A 26,107-nucleotide genomic window follows, 5' to 3' on the forward strand; every position below is an offset into this window, starting at 1 on the left:
TTTTATTTATAGAATTTAGAAATTTCTTAATGTTATAATTGTAGTTGGTGATGAGAATGAACTTTGAAGAAAAAGAGATGCGTCGTTTAGAAGCATTAAAAGAAATTGCTGAATTATTAAATGAAGCAACAAACTTACAGGATATGTTAGAAAAAGTGTTGCATACATTGTTACAAGTAATGAATTTACAAACAGGGTGGATATTCTTTATTGATGAAAGTGGAAAGCACAGCATGCTTGTAGACGAAAATTTACCAGAGGCTCTTACGTGGCAAAAGAAGAAGCCGATGTGCGAAGGAAACTGTTGGTGTGTAGAACGTTTTGTGAATGGGAGATTGGAAAAAGCGACTAATATTATTGAATGTAAGCGAATAGAAGATGCAATTGAATGTAATTGGGGAGAGACAGAAGATGTTACACATCATGCGACAATTCCGCTTAGGTCTGGATCAGAAAAATTTGGTCTACTAAATGTGGCTGCACCTCATAAGACTCATTTTTCTGAGGAAGAGTTAGCGTTATTAGAATCAATTGCATTTCAAATTGGAACGACAATACAACGTATTCAATTAGTTGAGAAAGAACGTAAATATGTAGTGGTAGCGGAAAGAAATCGACTTGCACGTGATTTACATGATTCAGTAAAACAATTGTTATTTTCTATTATGCTAACAGCGAAAGGTACTCTGAATATGACGCAAGATAGAGAATTGCAAGAGATGTTAAGTTATATTGGGGAATTATCACAAGAAGCATTACAAGAGATGACGCTATTAATTTGGCAATTAAGACCTGAAGGATTGGAGAAAGGATTAGCAGAAGCAATTCAAAATTACGGGAAGTTATTAGGAGTTCAAGTGGAAGTTCGAATTGATGGGATGGTTTCAATTGGGGATGAAATAGAAGAAGTTTTATGGCGTATTAGCCAAGAGGCGCTACATAATTGTAAAAAGCATGCTTCGTGTGAAAAGGTACATATTCTTTTGAAAATAGAAAATAACCAGTTACATTTTTACATAGAAGACAATGGAATAGGATTTATACAAGAACAAGTAAGGGAATCAGCACTTGGCCTGAAAAGTATGAAGGAACGTATTCAGTTAATGAAGGGGTCGTTTCAAATTATAACAGAGCTGAAAAAGGGTACAAAAATAGAAATTCAATTGCCGATTTGAAGGGGAGAATAAGGTTGAAGATTAAACTGCTACTAGTTGAGGACCATCATATCGTTCGAAGAGGACTTGTATTCTTTTTGAAAACGAGAGAAGAATTTGAAATTATTGGGGAAGCGGAAAATGGCGAAGAGGCATTACATTTCATGCAAAAAGAAAGACCAGATGTCGTACTAATGGATGTATCGATGCCGAAAATGGATGGAATTGAGGCAACAAAACGTCTAAAGCAATATGATGAGACAATAAAGGTACTTATATTAAGTAGTTTTTCAGAGCAAGATTATGTTATACCAGCACTTGAAGCTGGAGCAGATGGTTATCAATTAAAAGAAGTACAACCTGAGCAACTTGTCGCTTCTATTATTGCAGTACATCAAGGAAATGCGAATTTTCACCCGAAAGTAACACCTGCATTAATGGGGCGTTCTGCAGTAAAGAAGGAAGTAGAAAATCCTTTTTCAATGTTAACGAAAAGAGAGCAAGAGGTACTTCGCGAAATTGCGAAAGGAAGAAGCAACAAGGAGATTGCAGCAGAACTTCATATTACAGAACAAACTGTGAAAACACACGTTTCAAACGTTTTAGCTAAATTGGAAGTGGATGATCGTACGCAAGCCGCATTATACGCAGTGAAACATGGAGAGAATTATTCATAAGCATGAATAATTCTGTTATATCGTATGACAGAATACATAGGAGCAATTAAAATTTATAGTAATCCCTAATATAGGTTTTTCTTCTTTCGATAATTAGGTACAATAAAGTGAAACTCTAATCAGTGGGGGACCATCCCCACTGATGATTAGTTTAACTAATCGGTTTTTACAGGATAAAGCTACGATGGAAGGGGAGGATATGCTATGCCTGGTACAAGAAGTGGGATTGGAAAGATTCAGGCTTCGTTAAATGGTTTATCACCGAAATTGCGAAGTATTGCCGAACATATTTTGAAACATCCACAAGATGTTGTACATAAATCTATTACAGAATTAGCTGAAGTTACGAATAGTTCCGAAGCTACGATATTCCGCTTATGTAAACACCTTGGTTTGCAAGGTTTTCAAGATTTAAAGATTACATTAGCTCGTGAAATTGTACATACACCGATGCAAAATATTCATGAAGAGGTATCAGCAGAAGATAGTATGGTAACTGTTGCTAAAAAAGTTTTTCATTCGCATATTACAGGACTGCAAGATACTTTACATTTGCTTAATGAAACGGCACTTGAGCAGGCTGTACGAGCCTTACAAGAAGCAAGTCGAATTGAGTTTTATGGAAATGGTGGCTCTGGTATTATTGCAATGGATGCGTATCATAAGTTTATGAGAACGGGTATTTCTTGTATCGCTCATACTGATTCGCATTTTCAAATTATGGGAGCAGGTTTACTCTCAGAAAATTCAGTTGTTATTGGTATTTCTCATTCTGGTAGCAATAAAGGATTACTTGAAGCGTTAGAAGTAGCGAAAGCAAGAGGAGCCAAAATTATTGCGATTACGAGCTATAAGAAATCAGCATTAAGTCAACTTGCTGATATAACGTTATATACATCAACACGTGAGACTGAATTCCGCACAGAAGCAAGTTCATCACGATTAGCACAGTTAAGCTTATTAGATACTTTGTATGTAGGGTTGTCGTTGCAGCGACAAGAGGAAACTCTAAAAAATTTACAAAGTATACGTGAAACGATTTCGATGAAGCGAATATAAAAAAAGCTCTTCAAATGAAGAGCTTTCAGACTGTAGACAAACTATTTTTGGAGAGTTCAAATGCTAAAAATAGTTTGTTTCTTATTTTAGGGATAATTTATCCAATGGAATTTATATGTAGTGCTTTCTATACTATAATTTACTATAAGTGAGGAAGATGTCTTATGAAAATATCTGTTTATGTTGCAAGTGCATTTAGCAAGGAGCATAAAGGCGGAAATAAAGCAGGAGTGGTATTTATTGAGAATACAAATACATTGACCACTACTCAAAAAATGACAATAGCCAAACAACTGGGTTATGCGGAAACCGCATTTATATCAGAATCTGAAATTGCTGATTATAAATTTGAGTATTTTACTCCAAAAGAAGAAGTTGATTTATGTGGTCATGCCACAATTGGCTCTTTCGCGATACTGATGCATTTAAATAAACTTTTCAGGAATCGCTATACGATTGAAACGAACAGCGGTGTTCTTACTATCACTATAAAAGATGACATCATATTCATGGAACAAAATAAACCGAGATTCTATGATGTTGTATCTCCAAACGAGTTCATCGACTGTTTTGATAGTAAAGATATAGACAATAAATACCCAATTCAAATTGTCTCCACTGGCTTAAAAGATATTTTAATTCCTATAAAAAGCGAAATACAATTACATGCACTGCAACCTAATTTTGAAAAAATTAAAGAAATCAGCAAGTATTATAATGTTGTCGGGATGCATTTATATACTTTTAATGACAATCGAATTATATGCAGAAATTTTGCTCCACTATACGACATTAATGAAGAAGCAGCGACTGGAACTTCAAACGGTGCATTAGCTTGCTATCTTTATGAACAGCACTATTTGCAAAAAGAAGTCTATGTATTTGAACAAGGTTATTCTTTACACTCGCCTTCCGAAATATTAGTTAAATTAGCAACCAATAGCAAGAATAAAATAGAAAAAGTTTATGTTGGTGGCAAAGGCTATTACTGTGAAACTAAGTGTTTAAATATAGAAAATATTGAGTGAAGAGCTTTTTTATCGATGAGAAGTTTGTTACTTTATTTTCTTTTAGAAATGTATGACTTACTTATAGTCAGTGATAAACTCTCATTTTTAAAAATTTAAAATAAAGACCGATTTATGTAATAATTCAAATATTGTTCATAATTTCACAAATTGTTTATGAAGTGTCATGTTATGATGAAGATGTAATGATGATTGAACACTTAAATTTGGTACAATAACTAGCCAAAGTAGTGAAGAAAGTAGTTGTGAGATAAACTCATTAAAATGCTAAAACACTAAAGGGGAGATCACATATGAAAGCAGTAGTGGTTAATAAAAACAGCAAAGCAAACATCGAAGTGATTGAAAAAGAATTACGTCCGTTACACTCAGGTGAAGCGTTAGTAGATGTAGAGTATTGTGGAGTTTGCCACACTGATTTACACGTTGCGAATCATGATTTTGGTAACACTGATGGCCGTATTCTTGGTCATGAGGGTGTAGGTATTGTTACGAAAATAGCTGATGATGTTACTTCACTAAAGATAGGTGACCGTGTAAGTATTGCATGGATGTTCCAATCTTGTGGACGTTGTGAATATTGCGTAACTGGTAGAGAAACATTTTGCCGTGAAGTTAAAAACGCTGGTTATTCAGTGGATGGTGGTATGGCTGAACAATGTATCGTTACAGCTGATTATGCGGTAAAAGTACCAGAAGGATTAGATCCTGCTCAAGCATCATCAATTACTTGTGCTGGTGTAACTACATATAAAGCTATTAAAGTATCAGATATTAAACCTAGTCAACCTATTGTAATCTATGGCTGCGGTGGATTAGGTAACTTAGCTATCCAATATGCTAAAAATGTATTTGGTGCAAAGGTAATCGCAGTAGACATTAATGACGATAAATTAGCCTTAGCGAAAGAAGTTGGTGCTGATATGACTATCAATCCAATTTCTCAAGGTCCTGCTGATAAAATTGTGCAAGAGAAGTTTGGTGGCGCTTATGCTGCGGTAGTAACAGCAGTCTCTAAAGTAGCCTTTAACTCAGCAGTTGATGCAGTACGTGCTTGCGGTAAAGTAGTTGCAGTAGGGCTACCAGTAGAAACAATGGACTTAAACATCCCACGACTTGTACTGGATGGAATTGAAGTAGTTGGTTCTCTAGTTGGTACTCGTAAAGATTTGGAAGAGGCGTTTATGTTTGGGGCAGAAGGAAAAGTAGTGCCGGTTGTTCAAACTTGTTCGCTAGATAAAGTACAAAATGTATTCGAAGAAATGGAACAAGGTAGAATTCAAGGGCGTATGGTAATTGATTTTAAAAAACATAATTGTGATTGCAAATAATTCACTTTAAATATAAAAAACATGAGTCTAGCAAAGGACATGTAAAAAAGTTAGACAGCATAAGAAGATGATCCCTGTATTTAATAGGGATCATCTTCTTTATTTTCTACTAATATCGATGCCAATTAATACTTCATTAATGAGAAATGATTAAAGGTTTACTTTATTTGCAAACGAAAAGGAATCTTTATGTTTAACAAATTTTTTATGATCTGGAACGTTTTGAATTGCTACAATTTGCGAATCTCTTGCTTTCAGTGCATCTTGAATCCCGATGGTCATAAGCTTAATAAATAGAATCGTAATAAAGAATGAAGCGAGAGTATAAAAAATAATCCACCATGAAAGATTCATTTCATTACGATTTAATCCAATAAGACCTGCCCAATCATTAGATAGAGAAACAGGTTTGAGCACTCCGTCATAGAGTTCACGCATTTGTATGCCGCCAATTACAATGTTAAGCAACGCTAAATGGATAACGAGTATGAGTGTTTGGACGATATGTTCCATAAATAATACAAATAAGCGGTCAAGTAATAAGACTCGTAAGTGTTTTTTTATAATATGAAAACGACTAGCCCCCAGTAATTGTGAACTTAAGATGTAATCTTGTTTCATAAATTCATCAACCTCTGAGGATATGTATAAAGAAAGTGTAGGCAGAGCGACGAAAATAAGTACGAGTACTTGATAAAACGTAAATGAAATATTTGGATCTACCCCATCAGCATTTGATGTGATTATAATATTAACGGGCGTGATGAGTATGAATGCGATAAATAGAGTTGGAATGTAATAAAAAACTTCTGAGCATGACTGGAAAAATCTCTTGAGTTTTGGAGCAAATAAACTTAAGAGGATTCCTATACATGTTCCGCATAAAATTCGAAAGAAGCTAATTGCCATGGCTAATAAAATAGTGAATTTTGCTCCTTCTACAATTTGTAAGAAAACAGACTCTCCAAAACGATCAGATCCAAAAGGTGGAATTAACGATGGCGGAAAGGGGGCCTTTCCAAGTAATTCGTTATTGTCATTGTAAAGTAACTGAGGAGGTTTTGGGATGTTATCTTTAAAGAACCAACTATAAATAAAACTAGCTGAAATAAGTATGAATAGATAAGTAAAGCCGATTAAAAAGCGTTTTGATTTCCAAATAGATTTCATAATGATACTCCTTTCAATTGCTTTTTCCATCTATTCATCATGAATGAGACTATTTGGAAAATAGCATAAAATGGTAAAATAATCATAACAAGTATGATAAATGCAGCTGGAGGTGAAACAAACGCCTTATTAAATAAAAATTGAATAATGCCTTCCATATTAAAAACAAATTCTAAAATGAATAAATTAGAAAGTAAGAAAACAAAAATCGTTTTTAAATGGTGGAAGAAGTGGATAGATATATTTTTGAATAAATGAATGCATAGTATATAACTTGATGAAAGGCCTTTTCCATATGCAACCTCTACGTAATGTTTTCCTTGCTCTTCTTTTATGTATAACACCATCATCCGAAACATTTGTAATGTAGGTAAGACAGCTAATGATAAAATAGGGAGTAAATAAGCTCGATTTTCATTAAAGGAAATAATAGTGACAGGAGATTCCCCAAATTTCTGAAGTACCCATATGAAAAATATTTGCAAACAGATCATCATCATCATATCAGGGACAGCTTCTAATATGAACACAATTCGGTTTATCCATTTTTTTATATAATCTTTTGCTAAAAAATAAAAAAATGCCATGCTAGATGATAAAAAGAGAGCAAGAAAAAAGGCTAAAAATAATATAGTAAATGAATATAGGTAAGGTTCTAAAACAGTTGGAAATAATGGTGTTTTTTTGAAATGACCAAACTTCGGGTCTGATCCTATAATCACTAATGATTCAGGGGAAAAAACCTGTTTTAACATAGTAACGGTCTGATTAAAAAAATAAATTGGTTGAAAGGTAAATCCTTGTTGAGTGATAAATAAATAAGGTAAATTTAATAATAGTAAGAGTGATAAAAGAATTGATGAAAGCTTAATTGTGAATTGAGATATTTTATTTAACATTAAATCCCTCCGACATCTTTTTACAACATTATACAATAAATTTCGTGTTATTGTTTTTATTTTTCTGAAAAATAAAAATACTTTTCGGTTTTATAGTATGCAAGATATATTTACAAGATAAAAAAGTGATAGTAGGGGGCCACGCTCTATGTTTATCAAGATAAAAGACTAGTGAACCTAAAACAATAAATATGAGTAAAATGCACAGAATTCTCATTCTGCGGTTAGTTACTTTTCTTGGCTTGATGGTGATGTTACGTGACCGCTAAAAATGAATATTGCTTTTCAACTTTTTCTTCAAGCAAATAAGTAGAACGTATGGAGGATTATGTATGTGTTGTTAATGAGAGGAAAGAGTGTATTGCGTAACGAATATAACGTAATTTTACCGCATGGAAAAGCTAAATTTAGTATATAAGTGAAATGGAATGAGGGGATTTATTTTTGGTATGAAAAAAATTTTCTTTTTATAACTTGATAAATGAAAAAATATTTTATATACTAATTCATGTAAACGGTTTACTAAATCGTATTTTGCTAGTAATGAAGGGAAGATTCGCATGGAAACAAGGGGGAGAGTAATCGGGATTGATATCGGTACCACAAGTACAAAAACGGTTGTGTTCACAGAAAAAGGAAAAGTCATTGCATCACATGCAATCGATTACCCAATTATTCAACCGAATGTAGGATGGGCTGAGCAAGATCCTGATGTAATATGTGCCGCTGTATACAAAAGTGTAAGCGTTGCCATTGAAAAAGGTAATGTATTACCAGAAGATATTTCTTCAATCGGTATTAGTACAGCTATGCACGCATTAATTGCAGTAGATGAAAATGGTGCGCCATTAACGCGTTCTATCATTTGGGCAGATAATCGAAGTACGAAGCAATCAGAAAAATTATTACAACAAATGAATGGGCATGAAATTTATAGACGTACAGGTACACCGATTCATCCGATGTCACCACTTTCTAAATTGTTATGGATGAAAGAAGAGGAACCAGAGTTATATACAAGTGCCTATAAATTCATTTCCATTAAAGAGTATGTGATTTACCAATTATTTTCACGCTACGTAGTTGATTATTCGATTGCTTCTGCTACAGGGTTATTTAATTTAGAAACATTAAACTGGGATGAAGATGTTTTAACTATGTTACATATGTCATCAGAAAAATTATCAACCCCTGTACCAACTACATATATTTTATCAGGTATGAAGCCAGAGTTAGCACAGAAGATGGGGATAAGTGCAGAAACACCAATTGTCATCGGAGCAAGTGATGGGGTTCTTGCAAATGTAGGAGTTGGTGCGATATCACCGGGTGCGGCTGCAATTACGATTGGAACGAGTGGTGCGGTTCGAACAATCTCATCAAATATAAATACAGATGAGAAAGGGAGAACGTTTTGTTACGCATTAACAGATGAGCACTGGGTAATCGGTGGTCCAACGAATAACGGCGGAATATTACTGAGATGGTTACGTGATGAATTTGGTAGTCCAGAGCAAGAAGTAGCAAGAAAGCTCGGCATTGATCCTTATGATTTATTAATTAAATATGCAGAAAGCGTACCAGCTGGAGCGGATGGGCTATTGTTCTTACCTTTCTTATCTGGAGAACGCGCACCTTACTGGAATGCAAATGCTCGTGGTACATTCTTTGGAATCAATCTTCAACATAAGCGAGAACATTTTATACGTGCAGTGATGGAAGGTGTTTGTATGAGTGTATATTCAGTAGCACTCGCAATCAGGGATTGTACAGGGCCACTTACTGAAATACGAGTTTCAGGAGGGTTTGCAAAATCTGCATTTTGGAGACAAATGTTGTCCGATATGATGGGAAAAGAATTGCTTGTACCTGAAAGTCATGAAGCATCTGCGCTTGGGGCAGCGGCAGTTGCTTTATATGCTGTAGGAAAAATTGATTCTCTTGAAGAGGTAAAGGATTGGATTGATATTGTCCATCACCATGTACCGAACAAAGAAAATACGGCTATATATTTAGAAATGTTTTATATGTATGAACGACTTTACAATCGCTTGAAAGAAGAATTTGATTGTATAGCTGCTTTCCAACGTAAACAATAGGGGGATTGGGAGAAATGGTAGTTGGGATCGTACTAGCGGCAGTTGTCATACTACTTTTACTTATTACGGTAGTAAAATGGCATCCATTTGTCGCATTAATTTTAACAGCAATTGGTGTAGGATTAGCAATGGGAATGCCTTTAATTGGAACTTCACCAAAAGATCCAGGGATTATTGATTCTATTAAACTAGGGCTTGGTAATACATTAGGGTTTTTAGCAATAGTTTTAGCACTAGGAACGATGCTTGGAAAAATGATGGCCGAATCTGGTGGTGCTGAACGTATCGCTAACACATTAATTAATCGTTTTGGGAAGAAACGAGTTCACTGGGCGATGATGTTCGTTGCATTTTTAGTAGGGATTCCGGTATTTTTCCAAGTTGGATTTGTACTATTAATTCCGTTAGTATTTACAATTGCGTTAGAAACTGGGGTATCACTTATTACAATTGGTATTCCGCTAGTAGCAGGACTGTCAGTCGTACACGGACTTGTTCCACCGCATCCAGCGGCAATGGCGGCAGTTGGTATTTTTAAAGCAGATGTAGGGAAGACAATTTTATATGCGTTAATTGTCGGACTTCCAACTGCAATTATTTCAGGTCCACTTTACGGGAAATGGATTGGTGCTCGTATACATAAGGAAGTACCATTAGATATAGCGGAGCAATTTGTTGAAAAAGATAATAAAAAAGAGCTTCCTAGCTTTTGGAATACATTGTTTACAATTTTACTTCCAGTATTTCTTATGCTTGGTGCATCAATAGCAGAAGTTGCATTAAATAAAACGAGTCAACTAGCACAAGTATTACACTTTATTGGAGATCCGATTGTGGCTTTATTAATTGCAACCATTTACTCTTTCTTTAGTCTTGGATATGCAAAAGGTTTCTCAAAAGATAAAGTGTTACAATTTACAAATGATTGCCTTGGACCTATTGCAAACATATTGTTAGTGATTGGTGCAGGCGGCGCATTTAATAAAGTATTATTAGATTCTGGAATTGGAACGACAATTGCAGATATGGCGAAAGAATCACATATTTCACCGATATTATTAGGGTGGGGAATTGCGGCACTAATCCGAATTGCAACTGGATCGGCAACTGTTTCTATGATGACAGCAGCTGGTATTGTTGCGCCGATTGCAGCAAGCACACCAGGTGTAAATGTTGAATTATTAGCACTTGCAACTGGTGCAGGGTCATTAATTTTATCACACGTGAATGATTCAGGATTTTGGATGATTAAAGAGTATTTCGGAATGACTGTGAAAGAAACATTATTAACATGGACTGCAATGGAGACTATATTATCTGTAGTAGCACTTGGGCTAATTTCGATATTAAATATATTTGTATAGAATAGGAGATTGATTAATATGAAACTAGGTTTAATTGGATTAGGAAAAATGGGATTTCCATTAGCTGAACACTTATATGAAGACAAGCATGAAGTAGTTGTATACGATGTAAATAAAGAGCTTGTTGAAAAGGCAGGAAAACTAGGAATTACTGCACGTCATACATTAAAAGAAATGATTGCTGAACTAGAAGCTCCTCGTACAATTTGGGTAATGGTGCCTGCAGGAGAAGTTGTAGAGTCAGTACTAAAAGATGTATATCCATTATTAGATGAAGGTGATATCGTTATTGAAGGCGGAAATTCATTCTATAAAGATACGTTACGCCGTGCTGAAGAAGCAAAAAGCTTCGGATTACATTATGTAGATATCGGTACATCAGGCGGTGTAGAAGGAGCTAGATACGGTGCTTGCTTAATGGTTGGTGGAGAAAAAGAAATTTACGACCAATTAGAACCTTTATTTAAAGATTTAGCAGTAGAAAATGGCTATTCTTATGCTGGCCGTGTTGGTAGTGGTCATTTCTTGAAAATGGTTCATAACGGTATTGAGTACGGCATGATGCAAGCAATCGCTGAAGGATTTGAAGTACTAGATAAGAGTGACTTTGATTTCAATTATGAAGATGTTGCAAAAGTATGGGCTAACGGATCAGTTATCCGTGGTTGGTTAATGGACTTAACTGAAAAAGCATTTGCAGAAGATCCGAAACTAGATGGCATTAAAGGTGTAATGAACTCTTCAGGAGAAGGAAAATGGACTGTTGAAACTGCACTTGAACTTCAAGCTGCAGCACCAGTTATCGCTATGTCATTATTTATGCGCTATCGTTCTCAGGAAGATGATACATTCCATGGAAAAGTAGTTTCAGCATTACGTAATCAGTTCGGTGGACATGAAGTTGTGAAAAAATAAGGATGTTTTTAAAAAGAAACTTGTGTATAAGCGCAAGTTTCTTTTTTATAGTTTAAGAAATTACTAATTTAAAAATACTAATCAATCATCGTTTTTTTGTCACAAATGATAGCTTCGACGTTCATTGAATGAACAATATATTCTATATTTTCTTCTTTAGCTAATAATAAGGTTGTAAAGGAATCGTATATACTCATAAACGCATACTCATTATCTTCGCCAGTAATAATTAACTCATTATTGCTAATGTCCCAAATATCTAATGGAGTAGTATTATTTACCTGTAATAATCCGTTTGTATCAAGAATTGGTTCAGAGAAATATAGATTTTTTGCACCTTTAGAACCGAGGAGTTTAAGTAATTTGTGTAATAAAAATATAGACGTATAATCTTCTGTTGGATAATAAAGATCTTTTTTTAAGTTTGAATGTAGCTTTTCAGCTAAATCCTCTCTTTTATATTCTTCTGAAAGGGCACTAATGGAAGTCAACATGGCCATTGCTAGGTCTGCGTATGAATGTAATCCACTACAAGACATCATTTCCTTCCAAGAAACGGATTTCCCATTATAAATGATTTCTTCAGCGCTAGGATAGATGTGCTCATATGGTCTTTTTCTCACAGACTTTTCCCATTCTAAAGACATTTGAATAAAAGGATGTAGCAATATAGCTGCAGATTTAAAGTTTCTTGGTAGTTGTTCTAAAATTGGTGATTTGTCATCTAGCCAAATGTAATCCAACAAAATATAACCTCCTCTTAGACTTTGAAATGTACGGATTCCCGTATTATGTTTTTTGTATTGATTGTATCAAATATAAAGCGAAGCATGAAATATGTCCCAACATAAAAGTAAGAATAAATAAAATGAAGTTTTCATAAATAGTAAAAGGGTGCTTATGTCATCAGTATAGCTAAGAAATGTTGTTACATATGAGAAGAGCGTGTTAATAAAATATGAGGTGGTTAAATGGGAAATGAGCAAGTGAAGTCTGTAAAGGAAGAAAAAAAGTTATGTCTTTGTATGATCGTTAAAAATGAGTCTAGAATTATGGAAAGATGTTTAAATGCAACAAAATCAATTGTAGACTTTGTTTCTATTTGTGATACTGGATCGACGGATAATACGCCTGAAATTATTGAAAATTGGTGTAAGGAAAATGAGATACCTGGGACGGTTCATCATGAGCCGTTTAAAAACTTTGGTTATAACAGAAGCTTAGCTGTTTCGTTAGCGCAAAAAACATACCCAGAAGCAGATTATTTATTAATATTAGATGCGGATATGATTTTAGAGGTTGATCCGAATTTCGATAAAACGAGCTTAACGGAAGATCATTATCTTACATTACAATATGATGTTCATATTAAATATTGGCTTACACGTCTTTTAAAAGCTTCTTTACCATGGAAATCTGTCGGTGTTACTCATGAGTATTGGGATATAGATCGTTCAAAAGTTGGAGCGAATTACAATACGAGGGTAGCTCGGTTAGAGACTCTTGTCGTGAATGATCCCGGAGATGGCGGGAGCAAAGCTGATAAATTTGAAAGAGATGAGAGGTTGTTGTTACAGGGAATAAACGACCCAGAAACAACGCCAGATTTGCATATAAGATATTTATTTTATTTAGCTCAGACTTATTTTCATTTAAGTCAATTTGAGAATTCAATTAAATGGTATAAAAAACGAGTGGAAGCAGGAGGATGGGTTGAAGAGGTATTCTATTCGTTATTGCGAATAGGATTTTGTTATGAGCAGTTAGCAAATCGTTCAGCAAATAAACAAAATGAAGTGACAGATGCGGATGAAAAAGAAACTGTTAAAAGGCAAGAAGAGCAATATTTAGCGTTAGCTGTTTTTTATTTTCAAAAAGCTTGGGAATATAGACCAACCCGGGCTGAACCATTATACCAACTTGCAAGGTTGTATCGATTACGATCTCAAAACAATATTGCTTTGATGTATGCTCTGCAAGGGAAGGAAATTCCTTTTCCAAAGGATGATCTACTATTTGTAGATTATCATGTGTATGATTACTTATTTGACTATGAAATTTCTATTAGTGCTTTCTATATACCTCATAAAAAACATTTAGGGGCGGTGTCGCAAAAGTATTTGGAATCGATAAAAGAAAAGATTCCATTTCATATAGCAAATATAGTAGAGAATAATGCGAAATTTTATTAAATACATTTTCGATTAAAGGAGTAGTGGAGTAATCATGGAATTAATACGATGGGCGATTGAACTAGGAGAATCGGTGCATGGAAATACGTATGAAGAATTGATGCCACTACTAGACTATTATTATGATCGTGATCATTTAAAAGCGTATTGTATCGCAAATCTTCTTTTAAACATGGATGTATTAGATGAGGACCGGGAAAGAATCGAATTAAGAAGATGCATCGCTGCTTATTATGCTGGATTATATAAAGTAGCAAGAAAACATGCAAATGAGTTGGTACTTAAACATCCGGATGTAGATCTATATAAAAATAATTTAAGATTAATGGAAGTTTATTTGAATAAAGAATATGATTATTGTCTTTTTATATGCCCAAAGACATACGGTAGTTTCATAGATGTTGCGCGAGCTTTAAAGTGGAGGTTGGAGCAGGAGGGAAATACAGTAATTATATCAGAAACAATACTGGAAAATGTAAAGAATACAGTTGTTTTTGGAGCACATACATATGCATATAACCCGAACCTTCTTCCGAAAGATGCAATTGTTTATAATTTAGAACAGCTATACGAAGGAAGTCCATATGCGCACCCCCTTTATTTAATATTATTAAAAGATAGAGTGATTTGGGATTATAGTAAACAAAATATAGAATGGCTTAAACAAAAAGGGGTAGGAAAAGAAATAAAACATGTAGAAATGAACTATGCTCCAACTTTGGAAATAAAAAAAGATGCGTTTGAAGATGAAATTATTGAAGATATTGATATTCTGTTTATAGGTGCTCTTAATCCGAGGCGACAAGCTATTTTTGATCATCTAAAAGCGATTGCCCCGAATTTAAATATAGTTTTTAAAAATAATGCGTGGGGAATTGTTAGAAATGAATTGATTGCTAGAGCTAAAATTATATTAAATATTCATTTTTATTTATCAGGAATTCTTGAAACACCTCGCGTGTCTTATGCAGTCGCAAATAAGAAATTTATTATTTCTGAAAATAGTAATCCAGAAGATGAGGTAGAGTGGCCAGGAATTGTGTTTACTCCGTACGAAAAAATAATTGAAAACGTAATGAAATATATAGAATTACCAGAAGAACGGAAAAGATTAGCGGAAAAAGCATATAATCATTTTGAAGCAAATGAAAGTTTAGGTACATTGAGCATGAGAGATGAAACAAAGTAATTGTACAAAACTCATACGAAAGTATGAGTTCTTTTTTGTTTATCATACTATTTTATGAAACAAGTTAACTCTTTATATTGTGTTTTGTATAGAAATTTCTGATAATATATAAGTAGAACTTGAAAACAAAGGGGAGAAATAATCATGAAACTAGTCGTTATTAACGGTACACCAAGAAAATTTGGTAGAACTCGCGTGGTGGCAAAATATATTGCGGATCAATTTGAAGGGGAATTATATGATTTAGCAATTGAGGAGTTACCTTTATACAATGGAGAAGAGTCGCAACGTGATTTAGAGGCAGTAAAAAAATTAAAAACGTTAGTGAAAGCTGCGGATGGGGTTGTATTATGTACACCAGAATATCATAATGCGATGAGCGGTGCGCTGAAAAACTCTTTAGATTACTTAAGTAGTAGTGAATTTATTCATAAACCAGTTGCGTTGTTAGCGGTTGCTGGTGGCGGTAAAGGTGGAATAAATGCATTAAACAGCATGCGAACGGTCGCTAGAGGTGTTTATGCAAATGCAATTCCAAAACAAGTTGTGCTTGATGGATTACATGTGCAAGATGGTGAACTTGGAGAAGATGCAAAACCATTAATTCATGATGTAGTTAAAGAATTAAAAGCATATATGAGCGTATATAAAGAGGTGAAAAAACAACTAGGAGTGGAATGATATGTCCTCACTTTATCATGATTCTCGCTTGTATTACATTCTAGGAGCCAATAGTCTATCTGCTATTGGTTCCGGAATTGTTATGATAACGATTCCTTGGCTGTTAATTAAAGAGAGTGGAGGAGAGACAACATTTGGTTATGTTTCTATCATTGCAACCCTCATTATGTTTTTATTAACACCATTCATTGGGCAAAGTATTGATCGTTTTTCAAGAAAATCTTTATTGCTATGTAACGAAGGAATCGGAATAGCCGTAATCGGAATAATGGTTATATGGGGATTTGCTGGGCAACCTTATCATTCTATTCACTATATTCTTATTTATATAGCCGGATCATTCTACTATTTATTGTTTTATCCTACAATATTTGCGTTCAACCAAGAGATATTTCAAGCAGAACATTATAAAAGTTTAAGTGGAACGATGGAAATACAAGGACAGTTAACACAAGTTATTTCTGGGGCGGCTGCGAGCTTCTTAATTGAAATTGTATCTTTGAAGTGGATTTTGTTAGTAGACATGTTAACTTTTGCTGGAGCATTTTTTCTTTTCTTATGTATACCGTACGTAAAGAAAAAAGAAGTGAAAAGAAAAATAACATTTAAGAAGCAATTGTTTGAAGGAATTCACTTTATGAAAAAACGTCCTAAGCTCTTTTGGTTCTTACTGGCCACTTATATGCCGTTTATAGGTGTTATGATGGCAAATTATTTAATACCAGTTTATATTTCGGATATACTTAAAGCCAATGCCTCTGTATACGCAATAGAGGGCACGATGTACGGTGTCGGAGCGGTTGTTGCAGGAATCTGTATTCCACTCATAATGAAATATGTAAAAACAGAAGTTTCAATCGTTATGACGATGTTCATTTATGTAATTTCAATTACCGCAATGATTATTGAACCTTCCGTAATTTTCTTATATGGACTTGCAGTTTTTCATGCAGTTGGAAATGCGGGTACAAGAGTGGCGAGAAATGTATTGATGATGGAGGAAATTCCAAACGAAGTAATGGGACGTGTAGACAGCTTATTTCGCCTAATTGGTACTGGAATACGAATTGTATTATTAATGCTGTTTACAGCGGGTGTATCTAAAGCCGGAGTAATGCTTCCGTTTTACGTATTAAGCTGCATATTGATCTTCTCATTAGGAATCGCTATTTATTATGTACTATCACAACGTAAAGTAGCGGCGAATGTTTCTAATAAATCAATCGTTTAAAAAACACTTCTGCCTCCCTTTCTTTTTCTGTATAATAAAAAGAAAGGGAGTGCAAACTTATTTATGAACAAATGGATCTTTCTTATCATTTTATTATTACCGCCACTATACATCATTTATATGACGTTTAGAATGAACAAAGTTGCTCGTGAAAAGTTGAGCTATCACTCTCCGTACGTTCTTATACTGGGTGCAAAGTTATTTGGAGATAGACCGTCTTTATCTCTTCAAAATCGTTTGGATGTAGCGGTGGAGTATTTATTTTCCCATCCTGAAGCGAAAGTAATTGTTTCAGGTGGTCAAGGAGAAGATGAAGATATACCGGAAGCTCACAGCATGAGAAACTATTTAATGGTACACGGTATAGATGAGAGTCGTATTTTAATAGAAGATCAATCTACAAATACGTATGAAAACTTAAAGTTTAGTATGGATTTATATAATGTGAAACATGCAGTAGTTGTAAGTAATACGTATCATTTATATCGAACGAAAATAATTGCAAAGCGTTTAGGCATGAAGATGGAGGCACTAGCTGCTGAAACACCAATTCGTTCTAAGAGAAAAATGTATGTTCGCGAATATGCTGCTATTATGAAAACAATATTGTTCGACCGTTAGAGCTCAAATGTGAGCTCTTTTTTAATTTAAAAGCGTATCATTTGAAATGAATGCCATATTCCATCAAAATAAAGGAAACAACATTAAAGGAGTTGTATTTGTGATTCAATTTAATCATGTGTCAAAATCGTATGAAGATGGCACGAAAGCAGTGGATTCATTGCATTTAGAAATTAAAAAGGGAGAATTTTTTGTTCTCATCGGTCCGAGTGGATGCGGTAAAACAACGACAATGAAGATGATTAATCGTTTAATCGAAACGACTGAAGGATCGCTTTTAATCGATGGAAAAGATATTCAACAATATAATATAAATGAATTACGTTGGGATATAGGATACGTGTTGCAACAGATTGCTTTGTTTCCTCATATGACAATTGCTGAAAATATTGCAATTGTTCCTGAAATGAGGCAATGGAGCAAAAAAGAAATTAAAGCACGCGTCGATGAATTGTTACATATGGTTGGATTAGATCCGGGTATTTATCGAAATCGTATGCCTCATGAATTGTCAGGAGGACAAAAACAACGTGTCGGTGTCGTGCGAGCATTAGCTGCAAACCCGAAAATCGTTCTTATGGATGAACCATTTAGTGCGTTAGATCCATTAAGTAGGGAACAGCTTCAGAAGGATATTGTACAGTTGCAAAAAAAGATTCAAAAAACAATCGTATTTGTAACACATGATATGCAAGAAGCATTATCACTTGGAGATCGCATTTGTATTATGAAAGAAGGAAAAGTTGTTCAACTAGATACACCAGAAGGAATTATACATAATCCGAAAAATGAATTTGTAGAGGAGTTTATTGGAAATCGCGGACGAACTTGGTATCAGGGGAAAAGTATAGCAGATGTATTGCCGCTTGATCAAAGTGTGCAATTAGAAGGGCAGGCGCTATCATTACATTCTTCTTTACAAGAAGCGTTAGTTCGTGTGCGTGATGAGGAGGTCGTTCCAGTTGAAAAAAACGGTCAATATATTGGAGCGTTAACAAGTCGTCATATTGTCAATTACATTGTTGAACAAATGAAGGAAAGAGGCTAAACAGTGACTAATTTTATACAAACGTTCCAAGAACGAAAAATAGAATTACTAACTGCATTAAGTGAGCATTTACAAATATCGCTTATTTCATTGTTTTTTGCAGTAATTATAGCGGTGCCACTTGGCATCTTATTAACAAGAAAAGAACGAATGGCTGAATTTATAATAGGAACTTCTGCAGTAATGCAGACAGTGCCATCACTTGCATTACTCGGACTATTAATTCCATTAGTAGGAATCGGAAAACTTCCAGCGATTATCGCATTAGTTGTGTATGCACTATTACCTATTTTACGAAATACATATACAGGAATAAGGGAATTAGATGAATCTCTAATAGAAGCCGCGAAAGCTATGGGGATGAATAGTTGGAGAAGATTGTGGAAGGTAGAACTTCCTCTTGCATTGCCTATCATTATGGCCGGTATTCGTACAGCGATGGTATTAATTGTTGGAACGGCTACATTAGCAGCTCTCATTGGTGCTGGTGGGCTCGGTAAGCTTATACTATTAGGTATAGATCGAAATGATCATGCACTTATCATTTTAGGGGCCGTACCAGCCGCGTTACTCGCTTTATTCTTTGATATAGTACTTCGCATACTTGAACGACCGAAACGCTCTTCTAAGCGTGTTATATTGACGATATGTATTGTTTGTATAATGATTGCTTCTCCATTTCTTTGGAGTACAGAAAAGAAAGATATTGTTATTGCGGGCAAACTTGGATCAGAACCTGAAATTTTAATTCAAATGTATAAGCAGCTTATTGAACAAGATACAGATTTACACGTACAATTAAAACCAGGTCTTGGAAAAACAGCATTTGTATTTGAAGCGTTGAAATCAGGGGAAGTAGATATATATCCAGAATTTTCAGGAACAGCTTTATCTACTTTCGTGAAAGAAGAACCAAAGAGTACAAATCGTGATGAAGTATATGAGCAGGCTCGCATTGGAATGGAAAAGAAATATAATATGATTATGTTGAAGCCAATGGAGTATAACAATACATATGCACTAGCTATGCCGAAAAAAATAGCAGATCAAAAGAATATAAATACAATTTCTGATTTAGGGAATGTTGCACAGGAAGCCAAAGTAGGATTTACATTGGAATTTGCTGATCGTGAAGATGGTTATAAAGGAATGCAAAAATTATATAACTATAAGTTCTCGAATGTTAAAACGATGGAGCCGAAGCTGCGTTATAGCGCAATTGAATCTGGAGATGTTAACGTAATTGATGCATATTCAACAGATAGTGAATTGGAGCAATACGGACTGAAAGTGCTGAAAGATGATAAAGGGTTATTCCCACCTTATCAAGGAGCACCATTATTAAGAAAAGAAACGTTACAGAAATATCCCGAACTTGAAAAGGTATTAAATAAATTATCTGGAAAGATTACAGATGAAGAAATGCGAAAAATGAATTATGAAGTTAACGTAAATGGTAAAAGTAGTGAAGAAGTCGCAAAACAATTTTTACAAAAAGAGAAGTTACTTCGTTAAATTTACAAGAAATATACAAATTTATATGTTTGAAATGACCGTTCATTACAAAATGAGCGGTTTTTTTGTGCATACTTATACATTTTTTCAAAAAAGTATTCCATTTTTGCTCATTTTCTTTTAGAATAAGTAATGTTTTCCTGAAAAAATATAAGAGAAACGTCTATTAGAGAAAAAGGTGACTTTAATAGTTGAACGAACATAACACCTAGAATGACAGATGGGGTGGTACAAATAGAAAAGAAGTTAGGATTTTTTCCATTAATCGCATTAGTAGTTGGAACAATGGTTGGTGGCGGTGTTTTTAGTTTACCGCATGATTTAGCAGTAGGAGCAAACAGTGGTGCAATAATAATTGGCTGGTGTATTACAGCGATGGGAATGATTCCACTTGCGCTCGTATATCAAACGTTAGCAAGACAAAAACCGGAACTTGAAGGTGGAATTTATAGTTATGCACGTGCTGGTTTCGGTGAATATATTGGATTTAATAGTGCTTGGGGATATTGGCTAGCAGGAATCTTAGGTAATGTCGCAACAATTATGTTACTGTTTAGTACATTAGGTTATTTCTTTCCAATTTTCAAAGGAGGAAATAATGTTGCGTCTATCGTTGGGGCATCACTTTTATTATGGACACTTCATTTTTTAATTTTATTTGGAATCCGTGAAGCTTCTATTATGAATGTGATCGCAACAATAGGGAAGTTAGTTCCAATCGTTTTATTTATTGTTGTAATGGTAACAGCCTTTCGCTGGGACACATTTACACATGATTTTTGGGGAGAAGGAACGATCTCACTTTCCGCTATACTTGGTCAAGTGAAAAATACAATGCTTGTAACACTTTGGGTTTTCATTGGAGTTGAAGGAGCGGTTGTATTATCTGGAAGAGCGAAGAATAGTCGAGATGTTGGTAAGGCAACAGTATTGGGACTTATTTTAGTAATGTCCATTTATATTTTAATTTCTGTCCTGTCAATGGGAGCTATGACAAGAGGCGAACTTTCTGTGTTAGAAACTCCGTCCATGGGACATGTATTAGAGCACGTTGTTGGTCCATGGGGTGCAGTTGCGATTAACATCGGATTAGTTGCTTCACTTGTCGGTACATTAATTGGCTGGTTTTTACTTGTTTCTGAAATTTCTCATGTAGCAGGAAAAGATGGCGTATTTCCGAAAGTCTTTACGAAAACAAATAAGAAGCAAACACCGCACATGGCATTATGGATTTCAAATGGTGTTGCCCAAATTATATTTATCATCGTTTTGTTTTCGGAATCAACATATCAAATTATGTATTTCATTGCATCAACATCAATTTTATTACCATATTTATTATCAGCGTTATTCCAATTTAAATTAGTCATTACAAACGAACTAAAAGACGCTAAATTAAAAAATGGAGCGTTAGCTTTAATTGCTTCTATTTACTCTGTATGGCTTCTTTATGCAGCTGGTTTAAAGAATTTACTACTCGTTTCAATTGTGTATGGAATTGGAATTATTGTTTACACGTTTGCAAGAAAAGAACAAGGGAACCGTTGCTTTGTAGGTGCAGAGAAGTATGTGATGTGGGCAATTATTGTTGCGGCTATCACATCAATATATATGTTATTAACTGGAAATATAAAAATGTAAAAAGTCCTTTTCATTTAAAGGGCTTTTTTCTTTGTTTAGAGAATATTTACTACATAAGATATTCAGGAGGGATGAGAATGGAAGAAAAAGAACAGTTGTCTAGAATAATTGATTTAGCTAGTGAGTTAAGGAAAGTATTAGTGCAAGAATCTTTTTTTAATCATCATCCTGAACTAAGAGGAGTCATTGAAAATTTAGCAAGTTCTGTTGAAAATTTGGCGGAATTACAAATAAGTAAAGATGAAAACGCTGAAGATCGATTACGTTACGTACTTGCGAAAATGAAAATTGCTCATAATGCAATTTTACAAGAGAAAAAAGCATTTCCTTCTCATTAATATAAGTTTTTATTTTGAACCTGGCGGATAACGTCAGGTTTTTTATTTCTAGTTTTTCGTTTCTTTCATACACTAAGAATAGTATGAAAAAAGAAGGTGACTAAGGTGAAATTACATAAAGCTCTTCAGCCAAGTTTTATAAAACGAATGTACTATATGAGATTTTTAGGGAAATTTACAAAAGCTGAGAAAGAGAAGAGTGGAGAGAATTTCTTTGTACACTGCTTATCGCCAATACCATTCACTTTACAGGAACAATTTACAAATGAACCATATGTATTTGAAGGGTTATGTAGCAATAAAAAGAATGAAAAAATCTTTTCGGAATTAAAGAAGAGGAAATTAGAAAAGCAATTAGTAATGTTTCGTCTTTATTATGAAAGAGGAAATGTATACGTGGAGTTAATATGTACAGAAGAACCGAAAGAAATAGCAAGCAGCTATAAAATGATTCCGGCACCTAAAGTTACAAATCATAAAAAAAGAGAATCTTTAGAGCGAAAACTTAGCAACGGTTATTTATCATTTCTTATGCCAAAATTTCCGAAAGACTTTGAGCCTCCCGAATTATTGTGGCACGATGGAAGACTGTACGGAAACATATCCCTAAAGTCATCAATTAGCTCAATCGCCTATTTTGAACAGAAACGTGAATGTAAATATATAAACTGCAGTGACTGGACGAAGTATGTAGAAATAGCGGTAGAAGATCAATTATATTTTGTAAGTGATTATGTATATGAGCAATTAAAAAAACGAATGCATGAAGAAGGTAAGCTAGTTGAAGTAGAGGATATAAAAATACAAAAAGATGAATGGGAATGGGATGAGCGTGAATCGTCCTTTTTACAGTATGTACAAAGTATGGTGCATAATAAAGGGTTATATTTGGATGAAACGGATATTTATAATTTCCATATAAGTGTAAAAACAAATATGTTAACGATTCTTGGTGGTATACCGGGCGTTGGGAAATCACGTTTTGTGCAAACTTATGCAGAAGCATTAGGGTTACAGTATGGGGAAGAGTTGGTTTGGATTCCAATTTCGCCATCGTATCAAGAACCACATGATTTACTTGGTTACCTTCATCCAAATGGTACTTTTATTGAATCTGAAGCGAAGTTAGTTAGGACGTTAATGAAGGCGAAAGAAAATCCAAATCAACTGTATATAATCGTTTTTGATGAAATGAACATGTCTCATATTGAGCATTGGTTTACTCCGTTTCTATCTGTTCTTGAACTTGAAACAAAAAATCGTATTTTAAACTTGTATGAGGGTGTACAGGACATAGAGAATTCAATTCCATCAACAATTGAAATTGGAGAAAATATTATATTTGTAGGTACTGTAAATTTTGATGAAACAACGAAAGAGCTCTCTGATCGATTATTAGACCGAACGAACCTAATAACGTTACAGAAAATTCCGTTTTGTGAGATGGGCATGGAACAGGGGAAAGTCGTATTACATCCACCTTTGAAAGTAACGGCTGGAGAATTTCGGATAAATTGGATGAGAAATAAAGCGATGATTGAAGTGTTTTCTGAAGAAGAATTAGAGCTATTAGATAAGTTGCATGTCGTATTGTCATCACATGACGCGTCTAAGGGAATTTCTTTCCGATGTGCAAATGCAATTGCGACTTATTTGCAAAACATACCGTTTCAAAATAACCATACCTATATGATTAGTAGAGAAGAGGGGTTTGATTTACAAATAAAGCAGCGTGTATTGACGAAAATCAGAGGGACCGAAATGATGGTTGGGCCTTTACTTTCTGAAGAAGCAAAAAGGGGGGCGACCTTAGTACCTCTTTTGCAATCTACACTTGCAAACAGAGTATCTACATTTGAACACTCTTTAGCATATATACGAGAAAAACGTAGAGAACTGGAGTTGTATGGATATGCAAAATGAAGGGCGTTATGAAACAAAAATCGTTGATACGAATGAAACGCTCCCTTTTGTATTAAAGTTAATCATTGGAAATGAGGGGAAAGGAGATTATATTTTATTAAATCGTCTTTGTACATCTACTACAGCATTAGTTCAATGTATTTATAAAGTACAAGAATTAAAACCAATAAGATTGCAGTACAATTATGAAATCCCAATGAATATTACTTTTATATGGAATAAAGTATATGAGGGACAGAAAAATATAAAAGAGGCTCAATATGAAATAAATGAAAAAAAACAAAGAGTATTAATATATGAACACGGGAAAACAGAATTCTTTTATCCATGGCGCTGTGGTCTATACCATTTTGAAGTGCGTATAGAAGATACAACGTATTATGGCGCATTTCAAATCGTACCGAAAAACTTTTTTGATGATCAATTTGAAATGATTCAAGACTATGTGAAGTCAATTTTAAATGAGTTGATTTTGGATAGAGGTTACTATAAAAAAACCTTCTCTGCACTTAGCGATATTGAGGATTCTTCTTATTTAGTGTTACTTAGAAAGTTACCGCAAAAAATGAAAATGATAAAGCAAATCTTTAAGAAAATAGAATCAAGCTCAAAATTTATAAATGAATATAAATGGGAAGGAAAAGAGCGAAAGCCAACAAGAAAAGGAACTATAGTGGCAGAACGAAAACCTTATGCCAAACATTATAATCGTAAGTTTATGGAACAAAAAAATAGTAAGGAAAATGCATTTCTTAAATATAAAGCGATGCAATTTTATCATTATTTAATTGAAGCTAAAAGTTTTTTACGTCAAACAATTGAAATATTAGAAAGAGAAAAAAAGAAAAAATCAGAAGAGTTTCAAGCTGTAAAAACGATTATACAAACAATTGAGCGTAATGGATCAGTAACCGATAGAGAGAAGCAAAAATATAAAAATATACATTTACTAAAAGAAGCCGATTTACGAAAGAGCTCAATGAAAATACAAGAATATAAAATATTGGCGCATATTGTGCATGAAAATGTACAATACTTTCAAATGTTAATGCACTCTTCATTTTGGAGGGAAGTTACTGAAACAAGTAACATGAACTTACATGATTTACCGATACCACATCAACAATTACTACATCATTTAGAAGTACTCCCGCAATATACGGATCAATCTCCATCATTATTATTTGTTTATAAGCCAACGTTTTTAGTGTATGAATATTACGCTTTTTTTATCGTTATTTCACTTTTAGAGCAAATTGGTTTTGAGGCTAGAAACTCCATCCGTGAACAAATACAAGAACATTTTTATGTAGATGGATTACAAGATGGAACGACAGTAGTTTTAGAACGAGATGATATAAAGGTGCATGTCGCATTTAATGACTTAATTGAAACACATCCTCTTATTGCATTAAGTAAAGGTAGTAATTTTTACAATGGTGAGGATACGAAGAAGCCAGATATTCGCTTAGACTGTTATGTAAAAGAAGATGGGAAATACGTATATAAATCTTCTATTATTATTGAAGTGAAGTATAGTCCAATGTACAATATTTTTCAGCACGTCGGAAATACGAAAGCAACTGAGCAAATGTATAAGTACTGGTCTATAAAGTATGTAGAAGAACAGGATGGAAAGCGAGTCTATTATCGAAGGTCAATTTATGAAGTCATTTGTGTATATCCAGGAAGCCATATGCATAGTAAAAAAATTGAGTCTGGATGCGGTGTTTTCTTGCAGTTATATCCATATAAGACGAAACAAGGGGAAGAGAAATTAGCTGGAAAACATGGGATGGTACAAATTTTTGAAAAATGGCTAAAAAGCATTAAGAAGTAAAAGAAATCCTTTTTCATAAAGGATTTCTTTAGATTAAGAAGAATTATATGCTGTATGGAAAGAAACGTAGTGTAATTTAGATTTGAAAAGTGCTACAAATGTGTTATTAAAAGGAATGTGAGCGCGGGATAAAAGTCGATTAAATTGGAATCTAATTCATTTTGCAGAATATAATAAGTCATAAATATTTTT

The 26,107-nt window shown here is 34.1% G+C and carries 21 protein-coding genes and 1 pseudogene; 19 read left to right on the forward strand and 3 right to left on the reverse strand.

Annotation, left to right across the window (positions count from 1 at the left end; genetic code table 11):
* Nucleotides 1–77 precede the first annotated feature (77 nt).
* The 5 genes from casK to adhP all read left to right on the forward strand — a co-directional run bounded on the left by casK (nt 78) and on the right by adhP (nt 5,249).
* The gene (casK, locus tag ACUL40_RS03140) at nt 78–1,175 is read left to right on the forward strand and encodes a two-component system sensor histidine kinase CasK (protein ID WP_170879395.1); all 1,098 of its coding nucleotides are present in this window, start codon (nt 78–80) and stop codon (nt 1,173–1,175) included.
* A 14-nt stretch (nt 1,176–1,189) separates the two neighbouring features.
* Nucleotides 1,190–1,831, forward strand: coding sequence for a two-component system response regulator CasR (gene casR, locus ACUL40_RS03145; protein WP_000694623.1), 642 nt, complete (start codon nt 1,190–1,192; stop codon nt 1,829–1,831).
* 204 nt (nt 1,832–2,035) lie between these two features.
* Entirely contained in the window at nt 2,036–2,890 is an 855-nt protein-coding gene (locus ACUL40_RS03150) for a MurR/RpiR family transcriptional regulator (protein ID WP_001119642.1), read from the forward strand.
* A 164-nt stretch (nt 2,891–3,054) separates the two neighbouring features.
* The gene (locus ACUL40_RS03155; protein WP_059303884.1) at nt 3,055–3,918 is read left to right on the forward strand and encodes a PhzF family phenazine biosynthesis protein; all 864 of its coding nucleotides are present in this window, start codon (nt 3,055–3,057) and stop codon (nt 3,916–3,918) included.
* Nucleotides 3,919–4,211: 293 nt separating this feature from the next.
* Nucleotides 4,212–5,249: an alcohol dehydrogenase AdhP gene (adhP, locus tag ACUL40_RS03160; RefSeq protein WP_000649120.1), complete on the forward strand. Its 1,038-nt coding sequence runs from the start codon at nt 4,212–4,214 to the stop codon at nt 5,247–5,249.
* Between the two features lie 150 nt (nt 5,250–5,399).
* Here the strand turns inward: adhP and ACUL40_RS03165 are convergent, their stop codons facing one another.
* The gene (locus ACUL40_RS03165; protein ID WP_000836565.1) at nt 5,400–6,419 is read right to left on the reverse strand and encodes an ABC transporter permease; all 1,020 of its coding nucleotides are present in this window, start codon (nt 6,417–6,419) and stop codon (nt 5,400–5,402) included.
* The gene (locus ACUL40_RS03170; protein ID WP_000932683.1) at nt 6,416–7,318 is read right to left on the reverse strand and encodes an ABC transporter permease subunit; all 903 of its coding nucleotides are present in this window, start codon (nt 7,316–7,318) and stop codon (nt 6,416–6,418) included. Before ACUL40_RS03170 ends, ACUL40_RS03165 begins: the two co-directional genes overlap by 4 nt.
* Before the next feature lie 560 nt (nt 7,319–7,878).
* Here ACUL40_RS03170 and gntK point away from each other — a divergent pair.
* Genes gntK through gnd form a run of 3 tightly spaced genes read left to right on the forward strand, consistent with a single transcriptional unit; the run spans nt 7,879 to nt 11,696 of the window.
* Nucleotides 7,879–9,417 (forward strand): gluconokinase, encoded by a 1,539-nt coding sequence (gntK, locus tag ACUL40_RS03175; RefSeq protein ID WP_000450003.1) that lies wholly within the window; start codon nt 7,879–7,881, stop codon nt 9,415–9,417.
* Nucleotides 9,418–9,431: 14 nt separating this feature from the next.
* Complete coding sequence (locus ACUL40_RS03180) at nt 9,432–10,781, forward strand: GntP family permease (RefSeq protein WP_000260208.1); 1,350 nt, start codon at nt 9,432–9,434, stop codon at nt 10,779–10,781.
* Nucleotides 10,782–10,799: 18 nt separating this feature from the next.
* On the forward strand, nt 10,800–11,696 hold the full coding sequence (gnd, locus tag ACUL40_RS03185) for a phosphogluconate dehydrogenase (NAD(+)-dependent, decarboxylating) (protein ID WP_000765995.1): 897 nt from the start codon (nt 10,800–10,802) through the stop codon (nt 11,694–11,696).
* A 77-nt stretch (nt 11,697–11,773) separates the two neighbouring features.
* On the opposite strand, the pseudogene ACUL40_RS03190 reads toward gnd, so the two are convergent.
* Nucleotides 11,774–12,528, reverse strand: a pseudogene (locus ACUL40_RS03190) (DUF2711 family protein).
* Between the two features lie 139 nt (nt 12,529–12,667).
* On the opposite strand from ACUL40_RS03190, the gene ACUL40_RS03195 reads away from it, so the two are divergent.
* From ACUL40_RS03195 to ACUL40_RS03245, 11 genes are all read left to right on the forward strand, one after another.
* Nucleotides 12,668–13,888 (forward strand): glycosyltransferase, encoded by a 1,221-nt coding sequence (locus tag ACUL40_RS03195; protein WP_326038341.1) that lies wholly within the window; start codon nt 12,668–12,670, stop codon nt 13,886–13,888.
* Between the two features lie 34 nt (nt 13,889–13,922).
* Entirely contained in the window at nt 13,923–15,077 is a 1,155-nt protein-coding gene (locus ACUL40_RS03200; RefSeq protein ID WP_000420431.1) for a hypothetical protein, read from the forward strand.
* Nucleotides 15,078–15,221: 144 nt separating this feature from the next.
* Nucleotides 15,222–15,758 (forward strand): NADPH-dependent FMN reductase, encoded by a 537-nt coding sequence (locus ACUL40_RS03205; RefSeq protein ID WP_000780355.1) that lies wholly within the window; start codon nt 15,222–15,224, stop codon nt 15,756–15,758.
* A gap of 1 nt (nt 15,759) precedes the next feature.
* A complete protein-coding gene (locus ACUL40_RS03210; RefSeq protein ID WP_000097166.1) occupies nt 15,760–16,989 on the forward strand; it encodes an MFS transporter in 1,230 nt (409 codons plus the stop codon).
* 63 nt (nt 16,990–17,052) lie between these two features.
* Nucleotides 17,053–17,610, forward strand: a complete 558-nt coding sequence (locus ACUL40_RS03215; RefSeq protein WP_001045715.1) for a YdcF family protein — start codon at nt 17,053–17,055, stop codon at nt 17,608–17,610.
* Between the two features lie 100 nt (nt 17,611–17,710).
* A complete protein-coding gene (locus tag ACUL40_RS03220) occupies nt 17,711–18,658 on the forward strand; it encodes an ABC transporter ATP-binding protein (RefSeq protein WP_000614089.1) in 948 nt (315 codons plus the stop codon).
* 3 nt (nt 18,659–18,661) lie between these two features.
* Nucleotides 18,662–20,173 carry an ABC transporter permease/substrate-binding protein gene (locus tag ACUL40_RS03225; protein ID WP_000181014.1) on the forward strand — a complete coding sequence of 504 codons (1,512 nt, stop codon included), beginning with the start codon at nt 18,662–18,664 and terminating at the stop codon, nt 20,171–20,173.
* A 213-nt stretch (nt 20,174–20,386) separates the two neighbouring features.
* Nucleotides 20,387–21,814 (forward strand): basic amino acid/polyamine antiporter, encoded by a 1,428-nt coding sequence (locus ACUL40_RS03230; RefSeq protein ID WP_000129444.1) that lies wholly within the window; start codon nt 20,387–20,389, stop codon nt 21,812–21,814.
* 77 nt (nt 21,815–21,891) lie between these two features.
* Nucleotides 21,892–22,152 (forward strand): hypothetical protein, encoded by a 261-nt coding sequence (locus ACUL40_RS03235; protein ID WP_000391445.1) that lies wholly within the window; start codon nt 21,892–21,894, stop codon nt 22,150–22,152.
* A 105-nt stretch (nt 22,153–22,257) separates the two neighbouring features.
* Complete coding sequence (locus ACUL40_RS03240; protein ID WP_000766187.1) at nt 22,258–24,075, forward strand: AAA family ATPase; 1,818 nt, start codon at nt 22,258–22,260, stop codon at nt 24,073–24,075.
* Entirely contained in the window at nt 24,065–25,915 is a 1,851-nt protein-coding gene (locus ACUL40_RS03245) for a hypothetical protein (protein ID WP_001178729.1), read from the forward strand. The genes ACUL40_RS03240 and ACUL40_RS03245 overlap by 11 nt, the downstream gene beginning before the upstream one ends.
* Nucleotides 25,916–26,107 lie beyond the last annotated feature (192 nt).

The sequence above is a fragment of the Bacillus sp. KNSH39 genome, from assembly GCF_052656585.1.